The following is a 17,558-nucleotide window of genomic DNA, read 5'->3' as shown; positions in this document are numbered from 1 at the left end:
TACCGGCAGATTCCGCGATAGCTCAGTCGGTAGAGCAAATGACTGTTAATCATTGGGTCCCTGGTTCGAGTCCAGGTCGCGGAGCCAAACACCGAAAACCTCCAGTTGCGCAAGCACTGGAGGTTTTTTAATGCCTGCGATTCAGGGTTTGGCCAGGGGCTCGGTGACCGGTTTGCCCTCCTCCACCAGGCTCCATACCAGCAACTTGGCCGGGGCGCTCTTGCTGGCATTGCGCGAAATGCTGTGGACCGTGCCGGGCGCCTCGTACCAGAACTCGCCGGCCTTGTAGGTATGCTCCGGCTCGTCGTTGAGCTTGGAGGTTACCGCCCCTTCCAGTACGTAGGCCATGACCGCACCGGGGTGCTTGTGGGCAGGCGAGGCCTGGTCGGGGGCGTAGCTGACGGTCAGCATCACGGCCTTCTTGCCGGGGGCGTTGGAGGGCGCCTGCTCTTGCAGGATGCGCACCTGGTCGGCGGCATCGCCGTGGGCCCAGACGTGGGTCAAGGGTGCGAGCAAGAAGGCGAGAGCGAGTACATGTAGGCGACGCATGGCGATTCTCCTGAGCGGGTATGGCTTCAGGTTAAGCGCCGGGGCGTGGGTTACAAATGGCCAATTCGGGGAAAAAGCAGGAGGCCGATGGGGAGCTGCCCCCTGCCCCAGGACTCAACTCGCTTCCCACAGGGATCGCCCCGGCCCTGGAGTTTGAGCATGGCTGCGAGGCGTCAGGCATCGCGCCCGATCGGGTAAAACTCGCCCTGACTCCACACCCCGAGCCACTGCTCGCCGTCGATCTCGCGCGGCACGGCCAGCTCCACCAGTTGGTAGAACACATTGCGGTGAATCAGCGCCTCGAGGTTGCTGCGCATGAGGATATAAGGCGCAGGCTCACCGGTGGCCGGGTCGGTCTGTACCCGCAGCGGGTGCTCAGGGCCGGCCTCGACCTGGTCGTCGACATTGCTGGTAAAGCGCAGCACCTGCTGCTCGCCCTGCCCCAGCACATCCAGCAACACCGCCACGAACGGCGCATCGTCGACCTTGATGCCGACCTTTTCCACCGGAGTAATCAGGAAGTAGTCGTCACCATCGCGGCGAATGATGGTGGAGAACAACTTCACCATCGGCTTGCGCCCGATCGGCGTGCCCAGGTAGTACCAGGTACCGTCCCGGGCAATGCGCATGTCGATGTCACCGCAGAAGTCCGGGTTCCACAGATGTACCGGGGGCAACCCCTTGGCCTTGGGGATTTGCGCCAGAAGATCGTTGGCCTTGCCGGTTTCAGTCATTGCGTGCTCGCTCAGCGGCTCATGCCCAGAAGGCTACGAGCGTACTCGCGCATGGGCGCGCCAAGCAAATCCTGCGGGGTGTTGTCGTGGAACGTCAACAAACCGCCACGGCTCTTGATGCGGGCGGTGTCGATCAGGTAACGGGTGCTGGTTTCGATGAGCATCATCTGCACCACACCACTGTCCCAACCCAGGCGGTCGACGGCCTGCTCGTCGTACCACTCATCGCCATTGCCGATACGGTCGTCGGTGCGGGCAAAGCGGGTGTACAGCACATAGTCAGCGCCCACCGAACGCGCTTCGGCGATAGCCTGCTCCAGGCCCAGCGGCCCCTGGGCGCGGCGTACCAGCGGGAAGTACTCGACGAAGCTCTTGAAGGCTTCCTCGGCCACGGCATTTTGCTTTGGCAGCGGGCCCTTGCCCGGCGGCATGAAGGCGCCCTGGCCGATGAAGATGAACGAGTCGGGTTGCAGGCGCACCGACAGGGTACGGGTGGTGTTGCTGTGGTCCAGCAGGCCCGCATCGCTCATGTGGTAACGGACGCCTTCGCCCATATCGCTGACATTCATGCAGCCGCCCAGCGCCATCAGCGCCAGCAGCAAGACCAGGCTACGCATCTTTCCTCCAGTGGCCGGTGACGAAAAACCGGCGAATAGCCGCGCAGATGCAGCTTTTGCGCCAGAGTCAGCCGCCGATCACCTTCATCACCATCACATCGCCGGAAAACGCCACGTCCTGCTTGTCTGCCAGCGCCTTCACCAGCAACCGCTGCAGCGCCGGCAGCGCCTGGTGGCGGGGCTTGTCGAACAGGTCGGCGACAAAATGACGGTTGCTCGAAGACAGGCAGCCGTGTAACCAGCCGGTGGAGGACAAGCGCAGGCGTGAACAGGCGCGGCAGAACGGCACGCTCTCGTTGGCAATCACCCCGAAGTGCCCCTTGCCGGGGATGCGATAGCGCAGCGCGGTGGCATCCAGCGGGCGTTGCGCCTGTTCAAAAGCATGGTTTTGCCCGATCAGTGCCAGCAATTGGTCAAGGCTGACGAACTGCTGCAGGAAGGCGTTGTTGTCGCGGGCCAGGTGGCCCATGCGCATCAGCTCGATGAAGCGCAGTTCGAAGCCGCGCTCCAGGCAGTAGTCGAGCAGCGGCACGACCTGGTCGAGATTATGCCCGCGCATGGGCACCATGTTGACCTTGATCGCCATGCCGGCCGCCCTCGCCTGCTCCATGCCGTCCAGCACGCCGGCCAGGTCCCCGCCCCGGGCGATACGTCGGAAAGCCTGAGGGTCGAGGCTGTCGAGGGAAACGTTGAGGCGACGGATGCCGGCCTTTTGCAGCAGCGGGAGCTTGCGCGCGAGCAACTGCCCGTTGGTGGTGAGGGTGATGTCATCCAGGCCAAGTTTGGCGACGCCAGCCAGAAAACCTTCGAGGCGAGGGCTGACCAGCGGCTCGCCGCCAGTGATGCGCAGCCGCTCGATACCGGCCGCTTCAACCAGATACGCCACACCGCGCACCAGCGCGTCCGCCGACAGCTCGTCCTGCGCCGCCACCAGGCGCTTGCCATCGGGCACGCAATAGGTGCAGGCGTAGTTGCAGGCAGCCGTCAGGCTGACGCGCAGGTTGCGAAAGCGCCTGCCTTGACGATCGACGATCATGGGTGACTCCGGCATGGAAGGTTCTGGCGTGCGAAACCTGACTTAAAAATCAGGTTTTTGCAAGCCTTGCCGGCGAAGCACCAGGGAAGCGCTGCCGGCCGAAAACCGGCCAGCACCCAGACGGACGCTTTAGTTGGTGGGTTCCGGATCGCGCTTGCGCTTGTTGCCCATACGCACGCCGATGTCCATGAGGAACTGGAAGAAGCCTTCCTGATCTTCCAGCACATTGCTCCAGAACGGCGAGTGGTACAGCGCCACCGCGCCATGCACCAGCGCCCAGGCCGCGCAGTAGTGGAAGTACGGCGGCACGTCCTCGAGCTTGCCTTCGCTGATACGGCCTTTGATCAGTTGCGTCAGGCGGTCGAAGTTGGAAGCGCGGATGCTGTGCAGTTGCTCGACCATTTCCGGCACCTGGTTGCCCTTGACCACCTTCTCTTCAAGGCGGTCGAACAGCCGGTAGCGTTGCGGGTCGCGCATGCGGAATTCGAAATAGGCGCGGGACAGTGCTTCCTTGTCACGGTCGACGTCAGCCGAATGCAGCAGCTCATTCAGGTCGCGCTCGTAGTCGAGCATCAGCCGCAGGTAGATCTCGGCCTTGGACTTGAAGTGCTTGTAGATCGTGCCTTTGCCGATACCGACGGCGTCGGCGATCATCTCGACGGTGACACTGTCTTCGCCCTGTTCAAGGAACAGTTTGAGTGCGGTGTCGAGGATCTCTTGCTCGCGGCGGCGAAACTCACGGACCTTACGAGGTTCTTTGTGCATAGGTAGGACTGGGATGACAATCGAAGCGGATTATTATGCCTAAGTGGGGGCAAATTGCACGGATCTTCCACTCATGTCTGTGTTTCACGATGATTTCGGGCCGACTTGGCGGGGTAAAAGGCCAATCCGCCTTGTTGCCATGCAACGAAGGCCCAACAGGCGGCTGGCGTATTCCAAATCTGTTTAAAAAACGACCAATCGTGGCTGGCAGAGTGCCAAAGGTGGCCAATACTTGAAGTGTTGGCGCGGCGCATCCCCCCAAGTGGCGCGCCAATAAAGGTGCCCAGGGACCGCGTACCTTTGTTTTACTCCTAATGGTCTTAACCCGGATTCCCCCCCCCCAGAACCCGGGTTTTTTTTGGGCTGGGGTTCGGGTTCGGGGCTTATGGTGGTTGCTCTGGTAGATGTATGCGCATTCATTGACGATGACGGCTTTTCGTCACCTTTCCGCCCTTACGTGAGGGCGGAAAGGTGAATAAGCGTCACTACAAATAATGACTGCGCATACAACTTTCAAAACCAACCAGAACAAAACCAACCAACCAAGCAACCAACCCAAATGCCAATCACCCAACCCGGGCCAACGGGAACAACCGCTTGAAGTTCGCCGTCGTCTGCTCAGCCAGTTGCTCATAACTGGCCCCACGCAACGAAGCCACATACTCCGCCACCTCCCGCACATACTGCGGCAAGTTCGGCTTCCCCCGATGCGGAATCGGCGCCAGGTAAGGCGAGTCCGTCTCCACCAGCAGCCGGTCGACCGGCACCTGCCGGGCAACCTCGCGCAAAGCGTCGGCATTGCGGAAGGTGACGATGCCCGAAAGCGAGATGTAATAGCCAAGGTCCAGCGCCGCCCTGGCCATCTCCCAGTCCTCGGTAAAGCAATGCAGCACACCAGCCTGGGGCAAGCTGGCCTCACGCAACAGCGCCAAGGTATCGGCCCGCGCTCCACGGGTATGCACGATCACCGGTTTGCCGGTCTGCCGCGAAGCCTCCAGATGCAAACGGAACGACGCCTGCTGCAACTCTGCAGCCTCAGGCTCGTAGTGATAGTCCAGACCGGTTTCGCCGATGGCTACCACATGCGGGTGCGCAAGCTCGCGCAGCAGCCAGTCCAGCGCCGGGGTTTCCCCAGGCGCCAGGTCCAGCGGGTGCACCCCCACCGAGCAGTCCACGTCGCTGTACTGCTCACTGAGCGCCTTGACCGCACCGGCGTTCTCGGCGCTGACACCGATACACAGAAAATGCCCCACGCCCCGCTCCCGGGCAGCCTGCAGGGCTGCATCGAGGGAGCCCTGGTGGGCAGTAAGGTCAAGACGGTCGAGGTGGCAATGGGAATCTACGAGCATGGGAATACGGCACACATGAAGTAACGGTGAAAATCAGCGCTGCCCCGGCAACTGCACCCAATGGGCGAGCATGGCTTCGAGCAGCAATACACGGTTGAGGTTGGCCTTGCCCAGCACCTTCTGGCGCTGCTCCAGGACCCATGCCTGGATTTCCAGCACCTTGGCCGGGCGGCTCTTTTGCGCCAGGTACTGCAGCACCTTGCGCATGTCGGCCAAGCCCAGCCCGTCCTCATCCTGGGTCAACTGGTAGCGCAGCACCAGGTACGACCAGTCGCAGAACCAGTCGAACAGCAGCAACAACGGCACGTCCTTCCAGGCCTCGGCCAACTGGCTGGGCGATTGCTGCTGCTTGAGCAGTTTCTTCACTCCCTCGGTCACCAACGCCCGCTGTTCGCGCACCCCCTGGGCCTGCAGGCTGACCGCCATCAGCGGCGAGCCGGCCGCGAGGGTCAACAGCTCCTCGCGTTCCTCGTCACTGCTCTCGGGCAATGCGCCGGCCAGCCAGGCGCGGCTCTGGGCTTCACTGGGCTGCGGGCAGGCAACTTGCTGGCAACGGCTCTTGATAGTCGGCAGCAACCGGCTGGGCTGATGGCTGACCAGCAACAGCACGGTATCGCCCGAAGGCTCCTCGAGGCTTTTAAGCAAGGCGTTGGACGCGTTGATGTTCATTGCCTCCACCGGCTCGATCAACACCACCTTGCGGCCACCCTGCTGGGCCGTCTGTACGATGAACGAGACCAGCTCGCGCACCTGGTCGATCTTGATCGGCTTGTCGGCTTCTTCAGGCTCGAGGATGAAGTTGTCCGGGTGGCTGCCGGCCTTGAGCAGCAGGCACCCCTTGCACTGGCCACAGGCGTCGAGGCCTTGGGGTTGCTGGCACAACAACCGCGCCATCAGGCGCTCGGCCAGGGCACGCTTGCCGATACCCTGCGGGCCGTGCAGCAGGTAGGCGTGAGCGTGCTGACTGCGCCCGGCCAGTTGCTGCCAGAGCGCCTGTTGCCAGGGGTAGGCCTCAGCCACGGCAGCGCTCCAGAATGCCCGGCAGCAGCGCGTCGATCGAACGCTGTACCGCCTCCAGTGACTGCGCGGCATCCAGCAGGCGGTAACGCTGCGGGTGCTGCGCCGCGCGCTGCAGGTAAGCCTGGCGTACGGCCTCGAAGAAGCCTTGGCCTTCCTGCTCGAAGCGGTCCAGGCGGCCGCGGGCGGCAGCGCGGGCCAGGCCCACCTCCACCGGCAGGTCGAAGACCAGCGTCAGGTCCGGGCGCAGCGCGCCCTGGACAAAGGATTCAAGCGTTGCAATACGCTCGCCCGACAGCCCGCGGCCACCACCCTGGTAGGCGTAAGTGGCATCGGTGAAGCGGTCACACAGCACCACCGCGCCACGGGCCAGCGACGGACGGATCACCTCGGCCAGGTGCTGGGCACGGGCGGCGAACATCAGCAGCAGCTCGGTATCGGCGGCCATGGTTTCGTCGCTGGGGGCCAGCAGCAATTCGCGAATGCGCTCGGCCAGCGGGGTACCGCCGGGCTCGCGGGTCATGACCACATCGACGCCCTGTTCACGCAGGCGCTCGGCCAGGTACTCGCGGTTGGTGCTCTTGCCCGCGCCTTCGGGGCCTTCGAGAGTTATAAACAAGCCGGTCACAGGCGTTCCTTACTGTTGTTCGGTGGCCGGCGTATCGGCCGGTGCGGGTGCTTCGTTGGCTGGGGCCGGCTCGTTGGCCGGCGCCTCCCCTGCCCCGGGCTGCACCTGCGGCGCGGGGCTTGAACGGTAATCCGCCCGGCGCTTGAGCTGGAACTCGCGCACCGCGCTGTTGTGATCGTCCAGGTCGTCGGAGAACACATGGCTGCCATCGCCGCGGGCGACGAAGTACAGGCTCGAGCCGTCGCTGGGGTTGAGGGCAGCATGGATCGCCTCGCGGCCGACCATGGCGATCGGCGTGGGCGGCAGGCCGGTCATGGTGTAGGTGTTGTAAGGCGTCGGCTCGCGCAGGTCGGCGCGGGTGATGCGGCCGTTGTAGCGCTCGCCCATGCCGTAGATCACGGTGGGGTCGGTCTGCAGCATCATGCCCAGGCGCAGACGGCGCACGAATACGCCGGCGATCTGCCCGCGCTCCTGGGGAATGCCGGTTTCCTTCTCCACCAGCGAGGCCATGATCAGCGCCTGGTACGGGTCGCGGTAGGGCAAGCCCTCGCTACGCGCAGCCCATTCCTTGGCCAGCACCTCTTCAAGGCGCATGTAGGCCTGCTGCAACAGCTCGACATCGCTCATGCCCCGCACGAAACGGTAGGTATCAGGGAAGAAGCGGCCTTCGGGAAACACGCCGGTGTGGCCGAGCTTGTCCATCACTTCGCTGTCGGACAGGCCGTCGAGGGTGTGGCGAATTTTCTCATGCTTGGCCACGGCGGCGCGCACCTGGCGGAAGTTCCAGCCCTCGACCAGGGTAAGGTTGTACTGCACCACATCGCCACGCTGCCAGGCATCGAACAACTGGCCCACGGTCATGCCGGGGGTCAGGCGGTATTCGCCGGTATGCAGTGCGGTGCCGGCCATGTTGAAGCGCCAGTACAGGCGCAGCCAGACGGCATCGTCCAGCAGCCCTTCGCCCTGCATGCGGTAGAACATGCGGTTGGGCGTGGTGCCGCTGGGCACTTCGATCAGGCGCTCCTGCGCCACTTGCAGAGGCTGCTCCAGGACCGAGTTGATCTTCCAGGCAGACCAGCCCAGTGCCAGGCCGGCCAGGATCAAACCCATTTCCAGCAGCAGCAGGAATTTGCGTCTCACGAATTCAGGTATCCAGTAACGTACGGGCAACGGCCTGCAGTTTAAGGGTGAGCGGCCCCGCCGGCCAGTCAAGCGCGCCGAATTCGCGCACCGGCCAAATGCCATAGACACTGTTGCAGACGAACACTTCGTCGGCCTGCTGCAAGTCCTCGAGCATCAGGTCGCGCACCTGCACGCCGATGCCCAGCAGCGGCGCCTGCTGCAGCAACGCAGCGCGCATCACCCCGGCCACGCCGCAACGGCTCAGGTCGGCGGTCAGCAGCACGCCATCACGCACCAGGAACAGGTTGCTGTACACGCCCTCGATCAGCCGGCCGTCGGTATCGCGCATCAGGCCTTCGGCGCAAGCGCTGTCCTGCCATTCGGCGCGGGCCAGTACCTGTTCCAGGCGGTTGAGGTGCTTGAGGCCGGCCAGCAGTGGTTGCTGGGCAAGACGGGTCTGGCAAGGGAACAAGCGGATGCCGGTTCCGGCATTTGCCTGTGGATAACCGGGCAAGGGACTGCCCTGCAGAATGCGCCGGGCCGGCACACCGGCCGCCGGGGCGTAGCCACGCTGGCTGTCGCCACGGGTGAGGATCAGCTTGGCGACCCCCTCCCCCAGCCGGCTGGCGTAGCGGTGCAGCTCACTCTCAACCAGGGCGATGTCGGCTTCGAGCCCCAAGCGCTGGCAACCCAACGCCAGGCGTTCGAGGTGCAGCGACAGCAGGCTGGGCCTGCCGCCGCGCACGGCGATGGTCTCGAACAGGCCATCGCCATAGGCCAGGCCGCGGTTCTGCAGGTTGAGTGCAGAGGCCGGCTGGCCATCGACCCAACTGTGCATCAGCCAGCGAACCGGCGGAACACCAGCGAACCGTTGGTTCCGCCAAAGCCGAAGGAGTTGGACAGCACCACGTCGATCGGCATGCTGCGGGCTTCATGCGCGACGAAGTCCAGGTCGCAGCCTTCGTCGGGCTCGTCGAGGTTGATGGTCGGCGGCGCCATCTGACTGTTGATCGCCAGCACGCTGAAGATCGCCTCTACTGCACCGGCAGCGCCCAGCAGGTGGCCGGTCATCGACTTGGTCGAGCTCACCGCCAGCTTGTAGGCATGCTCGCCGAACACCCGCTTGATCGCCGCTACTTCGGCCACATCGCCAGCTGGCGTCGAGGTGCCGTGGGCGTTGATGTAGTTGACCTGGTCAGGCTGAATGCCGGCATCGCGCAGGGCGTTGGCCATGCAACGGGCCGCGCCTTCACCGGTGTCGGGTGGCGAGGTCATGTGGTAGGCGTCACCGCTCATGCCAAAACCGACCAGCTCGGCATAGATGGTCGCGCCACGGGCCTGGGCATGCTCGAGCTCTTCGAGCACCAGCGCACCGGCACCGTCGGACAGCACAAAACCATCGCGGCCTTTATCCCACGGACGGCTGGCCCGGCTCGGCTCGTCGTTGCGGGTGGAAAGCGCGCGCGAGGCACCAAAGCCGCCCATACCGAGGCCGCAGGCGGCCATTTCGGCGCCGCCGGCGATCATCACGTCGGCTTCACCGTAGGCGATGTTGCGCGCGGCCATGCCGATGCAGTGGGTGCCGGTGGTACAGGCGGTGGCAATGGCATAGTTCGGCCCCTGCACGCCCAGGTGGATCGACAGGAAACCGGAGATCATGTTGATGATCGAACCCGGCACGAAGAACGGCGAAATACGGCGCGGCCCCTTCTCGTGCAGGATCTTGCTGGTTTCTTCGATGTTGGTCAGGCCGCCGATGCCCGAGCCCATGGCAACGCCAATGCGCTCACGGTTGGCGTCGGTGACTTCCAGGCCGGCGTTGCGCACCGCCTGAAAACCGGCCGCCAGGCCGTACTGAATGAACAGGTCCAGCTTGCGGGCCTCTTTCTGGTCGAGATACTGCCCGACCTCGAAGCCTTTCACCGAGCCGCCAAAACGGGTGGAGTAGGCAGACAGGTCCGTATGCTCGATAGGCCCAATGCCACTGCGGCCAGCCAGAATGCCCTGCCAGGTGCTGGGCACATCGGTACCCAGTGGCGACAGCATACCCATACCGGTGACCACGACGCGTCTACGCGACACAGTACTCTCCTCTTTCCTGATAACAGAGTTTCTTGCCAGTGCACTTGCCATGGCGAATGGAATGGCAGCAAACCCCGGTCCTTGCAAAGAAAAAACCGCACGCCGGCAAAGGCAGTGCGGTTTTCCCCGACAAGAAGCGTCGACTGAAACGTCTTAAGCCTGGTGGTTTTTGACGTAGTCGATGGCAGCTTGAACGGTAGTGATCTTCTCGGCTTCTTCGTCAGGGATTTCGGTCTCGAATTCCTCTTCCAGAGCCATCACCAGCTCAACGGTGTCAAGCGAATCGGCACCCAGGTCGTCGACGAAGGACTTCTCAGCAGTCACTTCTTCTTCCTTGACGCCCAGTTGCTCGGCGACGATTTTCTTGACGCGTTCTTCGATGGTGCTCATACCTAGTTTTCACTCCTAATGGACATATGTCGGGCAGCTGGCCGGTGACCAAGTTTATAGGAAGACGCCTGCTTTTCAAGCGGAACACGCCTTCGGCCGGGTCACCTAACCCACTGCCTGGAATCTGGTTGCAGCTTTATAACGGATTTTAGGCTCGCAGTATGACTGTTTTTTGAAGCAATCCGTCACATCGCATTGCGGTTTTTACATGTACATCCCGCCGTTGACCGGCACGGTGGCGCCAGTCACGTAGGCTGCAGCGTCGGATGCCAGGAACGAAACCACCTTGGCGATCTCGTCGGCCTGGCCCAGGCGGCCCAGCGGAATCTGGGTCTGCAGGGCTTCACGCTGCGCTTGTGGCAGTTCGCGGGTCATGTCGGTGTCGATGAAGCCCGGGGTCACCGAGTTGACGGTGATGCCACGCGAACCCACCTCACGCGCCAAGGCGCGACCGAAGCCTTCCAGGCCTGCCTTGGCGGCAGCGTAGTTGACCTGGCCGGCGTTACCCATGGCACCGACGACCGAACCGATGCTGATGATACGGCCCCAACGAGCCTTGGTCATGCCACGCAGCACGCCCTTGGACAGACGGTAGAGGCTGTTCAGGTTGGTGTCGATAACGTCGAACCACTCGTCGTCCTTCATGCGCAGCATGAGGTTGTCGCGGGTGATGCCGGCGTTGTTGACCAGGATGGCCGGTGCGCCGAACTGCTCGCCGATGGCGCCGAGTACCGCGTCGACCGACTCGGCGCTGGTCACGTTCAGCTCCATGCCGGTGCCGGCAATGCCGTGCTCTTTCAGGGTGGCGGCGATGCGCTCGGCACCGGACGCCGAGGTGGCGGTGCCGATCACGATGGCGCCCTGGCGGCCCAGCTCAAGGGCGATGGCTTGGCCGATGCCACGGCTGGCGCCGGTCACCAGTGCAACTTTACCTTGCAGGCTCATGCAAGCGTCTCCAGATTCAGGCCAGCGCCGCACGGGTGGCGGCGACGGCGTCGGGGGTGTTGAGGTTGTAGGTGGTCACGCCGTCGGCGCAACGCTTGTTCAGGCCAGCGAGGACCTTGCCCGGGCCGCACTCGACCAGGTTGACCGCGCCACGCGCGGCCAGGGCCTGCACGCACTCGACCCAACGCACCGGCTGGTACAGCTGCGCCAGCAGGTCTTGCTTGAGGGCGTCGAGGTCGGCGGCGATGGCGGCGCTGACGTTTTGCACCACCGGAATTTGCGGGGCCTTCCACTCGATGGCGTTGACGAACTCGGCAAAACGCTCGGCCGCAGGCTTCATCAGGGCGCAGTGCGACGGCACGCTGACCGCCAGCGGCAGGGCACGCTTGGCGCCCTTGGCTTTGCACAACTCCATGGCGCGGTCTACCGCAGCCTTGTTGCCGGCGATGACCACCTGGCCCGGGGAGTTGAAGTTGACCGCGCTGACCACTTCGTCTTCGGCCGCTTCTGCGCAGATCTCGACCACCACGGCGTCGTCCAGGCCGAGGATGGCAGCCATGGCACCATGGCCGGCCGGCACCGCTTCCTGCATCAACTGGCCACGGCGCTCGACCAGGCGCACGGCGTCCTTGAGCGACAGGCTGCCAGCGGCGACCAGCGCACTGTATTCACCGAGGCTGTGGCCGGAAACGAAGGCCGGCTGCGCACCGCCCTCCTCCAGCCACAGGCGCCACAGGGCAATCGAGGCGGTGAGAATGGCCGGTTGGGTCTTGTCGGTTTGGTTGAGTTGTTCTTCTGGGCCTTCCTGGACCAGTTTCCACAGGTCGTAGCCCAGGGCCTCGGAAGCTTCCTTGAAGGTCTCGACGATCACCGGCTTTTCGGCGCCGAGTTCGGCGAGCATGCCCAGCGACTGGGAACCTTGGCCGGGAAAGACGAATGCGAGGGATGCAGACATTGAACAAGCCCTTATGATCTTGTCGTCGGATAGGGTGCGCCAGGCCTCGGGCCGGGCGCGCAATCTGAACACTTGGATGAAGATGCAGACCAAGCGGTCACATTTAAGCACTTCGTGGGCCGTATGCCCAAAGTCTTTGTTTCTGCTGGGATGGCCCATCGCGGGGCAAGCCCGCTCCCACGCAGACGGAGCCAATTACGGCAGCAGATCCTCGAGCCGCCCATGCAGGCGCTGTGGCAGGTTCTCCTGGATTTCGATCAGCGCACGCTGAATCGCACTCTGGAACCCCTGCACGCCCGCCGAGCCATGGCTCTTGATGACAATGCCCTGCAGCCCGAGAAAACTCGCGCCATTATGCCGCGCCGGCGCAAGGTCGGCCTGCAGGCGCTTGAGCAACGGCATGGCCATTGCCCCCGCCACCCGCGCCAGGGCGCCGCCCTTGAACAGCTTTTCTATGCGCGCGCCGATCATGGTAGCCAGGCCCTCACTGGACTTGAGCAGGATATTGCCTACGAAGCCGTCGCACACCACCACATCCGCCTCGCCACGATACAGCCCATCACCCTCGACGAAGCCGATGTAATTGAGGCCGCGGGCGTTCTGCAGCAGCGTGGCCGCCAGCTTGACCTGCTGGTTGCCCTTGATGTCTTCGGTACCGATGTTCAGCAAGGCCACCCGCGGGCGATGAATGCCCAGAGCCTGCGCAGCCACCGAGCCCATCACAGCGAACTGGTAGAGGTTTTCGGCGCTGCAATCGACATTGGCGCCCAAGTCGAGCAACTGGCAGTAGCCGGACTGGGTCGGGATCGCCGCCACCATGGCCGGCCGATCGATGCCAGGCAAGGTTTTCAGCACGAAACGCGACAGCGCCATCAGCGCGCCGGTATTGCCGGCACTGACGCAGGCCTGGGCCTTGCCATCGCGCACCAGTTCGAGGGCGACACGCATCGACGAATCGGGCTTGCCACGCAACGCCTGCGACGGACGCTCGTCCATGCCCACCACCTCGCTGGCCGCAACAATTTGCAGGCGCGCGCGATCCGCAGCCGCAAGGCCACTGACAAGATCTTCTAGGAGGGAGGGTTGACCGACGAGGGTCAGGTGCAGCGAGGGAGTAGCCGAAAGGCAGGCAATGCTAGCCTGGACAATGTTGCGGGGACCGAAGTCCCCGCCCATTGCGTCGATCGCGATGATCTGAGCGGACAAGGATTACTCGTCGGCGCCCTTGTCGATCACTTTGCGACCACGGTATACGCCTTCTGGCGAAACGTGGTGACGCAGGTGTACTTCACCGGTGGTCTTTTCGACCGACAGTGCGTTTTCGGACAGGGCGTCGTGCGAACGGCGCATGTCACGGGCAGAGCGGGATTTTTTGTTCTGCTGAACAGCCATAATTGATTAACTCCTAAACGTTTGGGTCACGCTTTAACTGCGCCAAAACACTGAACGGGTTGGACCGCGATACCTCGTCCTTGCTCGGCTCGGGCTCATCTGCGCCCGCCGGCTGCTGGCATTCTTCCGGATGATGAGCAGGTACGATCGGCAGGGCGAGCAACAGCTCTTCCTCGATCAGCGCCTGCAGATCCAAAGGATCTTCGCCCAGTTCCAGCACGTCATAGCCTTTCGGCAACGACTGGGTATTCGCACCCTCCTTCACCACCGCGTAAGTACATTCGCTGTGGATTGGAAGGGTGACCAGCTCAAGACAACGCTGGCAAACCATCTTGACCTCGACATCCAGTTCGCTGTGGATAACCACAGTGTGCTGTTCGTCTCGTTCAAAATCGAACTTCGCCTGCACCGTACCGACATTGTCGGAAAGCGGGTCGCAGAGTCTTTCCAAATCAGCGAGTTGCAGCGAACCGTTAAGGGTTACGCCACGATCAGCCAATTTGCGCGGGTCAACGTGAGGTGGAATCGGGTCATTCAACATAGGCGCAGCATTCTAGGGATGCACCCCCTCCCTGTCAAAGGGAAATTCGGCGCATCACGCATGTTAGGATTCGGGGTATTCGATCAGGAGTCTACCATGCTTCCCCTGTTACTGGCTTCCAGCTCCCCTTACCGGCGCGAACTGCTCGCCCGCCTGCGCCTGCCCTTCACCTGGGCAAGCCCCGACCTAGACGAGTGCCGCCTTGAAAACGAGCCTGCCGTCGAGCTGGTACGCCGCCTGGCGAGAGCCAAGGCCCAGGCACTGGCCAACAGCCATCCGGGCCACCTGATCATCGGCTCCGACCAGGTAGCGGTACTGGGCGAGCAAATTCTCGGCAAGCCGCACACCTTCGAGCGCGCCTGCGAACAATTGCTGCAGAGCTGCGGGCAGCAGGTCACCTTCCTCACAGGCCTCGCACTGCTCAATAGCAGCAACGGGCAGTGCCAGGTGGATTGCGTGCCGTTTACCGTGACCATGCGCGAGCTGACCCGCGAGCAGGTCGAGCGCTATGTGGCCGCCGAGCAACCGCTGGACTGCGCCGGCAGCTTCAAGGCAGAGGGGCTAGGGGTGAGCCTGTTCAAGAGCACCCACGGCTGCGATGCCACCAGCCTGATCGGGCTGCCGCTGATCCGCCTGGTGGACATGCTGCACCAGGAAGGGGTGCAGGTGCCGTAAACGCATCACGGGTCAAGCCCGCTCCCACTGCTAATCGTGGGAGCGGGCTTGACCCGCGATGCATGCAAACACCCAATCAGCGCAGCGAAGGCCCCTGCATGCCCATGTACAGCGCCAGGCGCTCAGCCACGCTGGCACCGATACGCTTGGAGAAGCGGTCGAACGGCGACTCCTGAACGGTGAAGTCCACCAGGTCCTTCTCGCCGACAATCTCCCGCGCCACATAGCTGGCACTGCCCAGGCCATCCACCAGGCCCAACTCCTTGGCTTGTTCGCCCGACCAGATCAGCCCGCTGAACAGCTCCGGGTGATCCTTGTCTTTCAAGCGCTCTCCCCGCCCCTGCTTGACCATGGCGATGAACTGCTTGTGGGTGGTGTCCAGCACACTCTGCCAGAAGGCGGTTTCTTCAGGTTTTTGCGGCGAGAACGGGTCGAGGAAGGCCTTGTGCTCGCCCGAAGTGTAGGCGCGGCGCTCCACACCCAGCTTGTCCATGGCACCAACGAAGCCGTAGCCCGCCGCGGTCACACCAATGGAGCCCACCAGGCTGGCTTTGTCCGCGTAGATCTCGTCGGCAGCACTGGCGATGTAGTAGGCACCGGACGCGCCCAGGTCAGCGATCACCGCGTACAGTTTGATCGCAGGATGCTCTGCCCGCAGGCGGCGGATCTCGTCATACACATAACCCGCCTGAACCGGGCTGCCGCCCGGGCTGTTAATGCGCAGCACCACAGCCTTGGTGTTCGGGTCCTTGAAAGCCTCGCGCAGGCTCTTGACGATGTTGTCAGCGCTGGCAGCCTCCTGATCGGCAATCACCCCGCGCACCTCGACCAGCGCAGTATGGCTGCCGCTGCGCGACGCCGCTTTATCCATATCCATCAAGGGCGTGAACAGCGCCAGAATGCCGAACAGGTAGACGAAGGTCAGCAGCTTGAAGAAGATCCCCCAACGCCGCGAGCGCCGCTGCTCCTGCACGTTGGCGAGCATGGTCTTCTCGAGCATCTTCCAGCTCTTGCGCTCCACCCGCTCGTCTTCTTCACGAATGGCCGCGCGCAGCTCGCGATCTTCACGCTCGATGCGCTGCGCCTCGGTTTCGTTCTCTGGTGCCTTCCACTCGTCAACCATGCTCACCTACCTTGGAAATGAATGCTGCAGGGCCCGCCAGCCATTCGCGCAACTGGGAAAAATGACTGATGCACACCTGCGGGCCGAACTCGGCCAGCGCCTGCAGCGGCATCGCGCCGTAACCTACCGCCACCGAATGCATGCCGGCATTGCTGGCCATCTGCAAATCGAACGCAGAATCTCCGACCATCAGCGCCCGGCCGGGTTCGACCTGGCAGTGGGCGAGAATTTGCTCGAGCATCAACGGGTGCGGCTTGCCGCGGGTTTCGTCGGCGGCGCGGGTAATGTCGAAGTAACCCTCCCAACCGTTGGCCTTGAGCACCCGATCCAGCCCGCGACGGGCCTTGCCGGTGGCCACCGCCAGACGATAGCCCTCGCCACGGAAGGCTTCCAGCGCCTCCACCACGCCCTCGAACAACGGCGAAGGCTGCTGGTCCAGGGCCATGTACACATCGGCGTAGTGCTGGCGGAAAACCTCCACCTGCTGTGCATTCAGGTGCGGGTACAGCGTCGAGATCGCCTCGCCCAGGGCCAGGCCGATGATGCCCTTGATCGCCTCGTCGCCACTTGGCGCCTCGCCGAAGCGCGCAGCAGCCTCGTTCATCGCCTCGACGATGCGGCCGATGGAATCGGCCAGGGTGCCATCCCAATCGAAGATCAGCAGGTCGTAACTTTTATTCATGGCTCGGTTGCCAGCCGCTTGATGGTGCCGGCCCACATGTCATCCACCGGCGCCTCCAGCTTGAGCTCGCCGCCATCGGGCAGCGGCACGGTCAACTGGTAGGCGTGCAGGAACAGACGCTTGCCACCCAGGTCGCGAATCTCGCGGGTGAAGTCTTCGTCACCGTACTTGCTGTCGCCGGCGATCATGTGCCCGGCATGCAGGGTGTGCACGCGGATCTGGTGGGTGCGGCCAGTAATCGGGCGCGCCTCGACCATGGTGGCGTACTCGCCGAAGCGGCGCAGCACGCGGAACATCGTCAGCGCTTCCTTGCCCTCGTCATTGACCTCGACCATGCGCTCGCCAGAGCGCAGGTTGCTCTTTTGCAGCGGTGCGTTGACCTGTTTCTTCGAGGTCGGCCAATGGCCGCGCACCAGCGCCATGTAGCGCTTGTCGACACCATCGCCGCGCAGGGCGGCATGCAGGTGGCGCAACATGCTGCGCTTCTTGGCGATCATCAACAGGCCGGAAGTGTCACGGTCCAGGCGGTGCACCAGCTCCAGCTCCTTGGCGTCCGGGCGCAGCTGACGCAGTGCCTCGATCACCCCAAAGCTCAGTCCGCTGCCACCGTGCACGGCAATGCCGGCCGGCTTGTTCATCACGATCAGCGCCTTGTCCTCGTAGACAATCGCCGCCTCCAGGCGCTGCAGCAGCCCCTGGGCAATCGGCGCCGGCACGTCGCGCTCTGGCAAGCGCACCGGCGGTACCCGCACGATGTCGCCGGCCTGCAGCTTGTACTCGGGCTTGATCCGGCCCTTGTTCACCCGCACTTCACCCTTGCGCAGGATGCGGTAGACCAGGGTCTTGGGCACGCCCTTGAGGGCCGTGATGAGGAAGTTATCGATGCGCTGGCCGGCAAGCTCAGGCGCGACTTCGATCAGCTGAACGCCGGAAGTCGGAGGGGTATTGGTCGTCAT

The 17,558-nt window shown here is 63.4% G+C and carries 21 protein-coding genes and 1 tRNA gene; 2 read left to right on the top strand and 20 right to left on the bottom strand.

Annotation, left to right across the window (positions count from 1 at the left end; translation table 11 throughout):
- The first annotated feature begins 11 nt into the window (after positions 1-11).
- Positions 12-87: transfer RNA gene (locus KSS93_RS11210), tRNA-Asn, on the top strand.
- A gap of 54 nt (positions 88-141) precedes the next feature.
- Here KSS93_RS11210 and KSS93_RS11205 read toward each other — a convergent pair.
- The 17 genes from KSS93_RS11205 to KSS93_RS11125 form a co-directional block, all read right to left on the bottom strand.
- On the bottom strand, positions 142-549 hold the full coding sequence (locus KSS93_RS11205; RefSeq protein WP_217888329.1) for a cupin domain-containing protein: 408 nt from the start codon (positions 547-549) through the stop codon (positions 142-144).
- A gap of 173 nt (positions 550-722) precedes the next feature.
- Complete coding sequence (locus KSS93_RS11200) at positions 723-1,283, bottom strand: DUF1285 domain-containing protein (RefSeq protein WP_217888328.1); 561 nt, start codon at positions 1,281-1,283, stop codon at positions 723-725.
- Between the two features lie 11 nt (positions 1,284-1,294).
- Positions 1,295-1,900: a DUF4823 domain-containing protein gene (locus tag KSS93_RS11195; protein WP_217888327.1), complete on the bottom strand. Its 606-nt coding sequence runs from the start codon at positions 1,898-1,900 to the stop codon at positions 1,295-1,297.
- A 67-nt stretch (positions 1,901-1,967) separates the two neighbouring features.
- A complete protein-coding gene (locus tag KSS93_RS11190) occupies positions 1,968-2,936 on the bottom strand; it encodes a GTP 3',8-cyclase MoaA (RefSeq protein ID WP_217888326.1) in 969 nt (322 codons plus the stop codon).
- Positions 2,937-3,065: 129 nt separating this feature from the next.
- Positions 3,066-3,701, bottom strand: coding sequence for a TetR/AcrR family transcriptional regulator (locus KSS93_RS11185; protein ID WP_217888325.1), 636 nt, complete (start codon positions 3,699-3,701; stop codon positions 3,066-3,068).
- A 566-nt stretch (positions 3,702-4,267) separates the two neighbouring features.
- Positions 4,268-5,050, bottom strand: coding sequence for a TatD family hydrolase (locus KSS93_RS11180; protein WP_217888324.1), 783 nt, complete (start codon positions 5,048-5,050; stop codon positions 4,268-4,270).
- A gap of 33 nt (positions 5,051-5,083) precedes the next feature.
- Entirely contained in the window at positions 5,084-6,070 is a 987-nt protein-coding gene (locus tag KSS93_RS11175) for a DNA polymerase III subunit delta' (protein ID WP_217888323.1), read from the bottom strand.
- Complete coding sequence (gene tmk / locus KSS93_RS11170) at positions 6,063-6,695, bottom strand: dTMP kinase (RefSeq protein WP_217888322.1); 633 nt, start codon at positions 6,693-6,695, stop codon at positions 6,063-6,065. The genes KSS93_RS11175 and tmk overlap by 8 nt, the downstream gene beginning before the upstream one ends.
- Before the next feature lie 9 nt (positions 6,696-6,704).
- On the bottom strand, positions 6,705-7,835 hold the full coding sequence (mltG, locus tag KSS93_RS11165; protein WP_217888321.1) for an endolytic transglycosylase MltG: 1,131 nt from the start codon (positions 7,833-7,835) through the stop codon (positions 6,705-6,707).
- Positions 7,836-7,839: 4 nt separating this feature from the next.
- Entirely contained in the window at positions 7,840-8,655 is an 816-nt protein-coding gene (pabC, locus tag KSS93_RS11160; protein WP_217888320.1) for an aminodeoxychorismate lyase, read from the bottom strand.
- On the bottom strand, positions 8,655-9,899 hold the full coding sequence (fabF, locus tag KSS93_RS11155) for a beta-ketoacyl-ACP synthase II (RefSeq protein ID WP_217888319.1): 1,245 nt from the start codon (positions 9,897-9,899) through the stop codon (positions 8,655-8,657). The genes pabC and fabF overlap by 1 nt, the downstream gene beginning before the upstream one ends.
- Before the next feature lie 153 nt (positions 9,900-10,052).
- Entirely contained in the window at positions 10,053-10,289 is a 237-nt protein-coding gene (gene acpP, locus KSS93_RS11150; RefSeq protein WP_009685065.1) for an acyl carrier protein, read from the bottom strand.
- A gap of 204 nt (positions 10,290-10,493) precedes the next feature.
- Positions 10,494-11,234, bottom strand: coding sequence for a 3-oxoacyl-ACP reductase FabG (fabG, locus tag KSS93_RS11145; RefSeq protein ID WP_217888318.1), 741 nt, complete (start codon positions 11,232-11,234; stop codon positions 10,494-10,496).
- 16 nt (positions 11,235-11,250) lie between these two features.
- Positions 11,251-12,189, bottom strand: a complete 939-nt coding sequence (gene fabD, locus KSS93_RS11140) for an ACP S-malonyltransferase (protein WP_217888317.1) — start codon at positions 12,187-12,189, stop codon at positions 11,251-11,253.
- Positions 12,190-12,384: 195 nt separating this feature from the next.
- Positions 12,385-13,395: a phosphate acyltransferase PlsX gene (plsX, locus tag KSS93_RS11135; RefSeq protein ID WP_263975045.1), complete on the bottom strand. Its 1,011-nt coding sequence runs from the start codon at positions 13,393-13,395 to the stop codon at positions 12,385-12,387.
- 3 nt (positions 13,396-13,398) lie between these two features.
- A complete protein-coding gene (gene rpmF / locus KSS93_RS11130; protein ID WP_010223221.1) occupies positions 13,399-13,581 on the bottom strand; it encodes a 50S ribosomal protein L32 in 183 nt (60 codons plus the stop codon).
- A gap of 13 nt (positions 13,582-13,594) precedes the next feature.
- On the bottom strand, positions 13,595-14,122 hold the full coding sequence (locus tag KSS93_RS11125) for a YceD family protein (protein WP_217842431.1): 528 nt from the start codon (positions 14,120-14,122) through the stop codon (positions 13,595-13,597).
- A gap of 96 nt (positions 14,123-14,218) precedes the next feature.
- On the opposite strand from KSS93_RS11125, the gene KSS93_RS11120 reads away from it, so the two are divergent.
- Positions 14,219-14,797, top strand: coding sequence for a Maf family protein (locus tag KSS93_RS11120; RefSeq protein ID WP_217888316.1), 579 nt, complete (start codon positions 14,219-14,221; stop codon positions 14,795-14,797).
- A 76-nt stretch (positions 14,798-14,873) separates the two neighbouring features.
- Here the strand turns inward: KSS93_RS11120 and sppA are convergent, their stop codons facing one another.
- The 3 genes from sppA to rluC form a co-directional block, all read right to left on the bottom strand.
- The gene (gene sppA, locus KSS93_RS11115) at positions 14,874-15,797 is read right to left on the bottom strand and encodes a signal peptide peptidase SppA (RefSeq protein WP_217888710.1); all 924 of its coding nucleotides are present in this window, start codon (positions 15,795-15,797) and stop codon (positions 14,874-14,876) included.
- 115 nt (positions 15,798-15,912) lie between these two features.
- A complete protein-coding gene (locus tag KSS93_RS11110) occupies positions 15,913-16,602 on the bottom strand; it encodes an HAD family hydrolase (protein ID WP_217888315.1) in 690 nt (229 codons plus the stop codon).
- A complete protein-coding gene (rluC, locus tag KSS93_RS11105) occupies positions 16,599-17,558 on the bottom strand; it encodes a 23S rRNA pseudouridine(955/2504/2580) synthase RluC (RefSeq protein WP_217888314.1) in 960 nt (319 codons plus the stop codon). The genes KSS93_RS11110 and rluC overlap by 4 nt, the downstream gene beginning before the upstream one ends.

It is taken from the genome of Pseudomonas xanthosomatis, from assembly GCF_019139835.1.
Classification (GTDB): Bacteria; Pseudomonadota; Gammaproteobacteria; order Pseudomonadales; family Pseudomonadaceae; genus Aquipseudomonas; species Aquipseudomonas fakonensis.
Note: the sequence above shows the minus strand (reverse complement) of the source record. Positions and strands in the feature narration are given on the sequence as shown.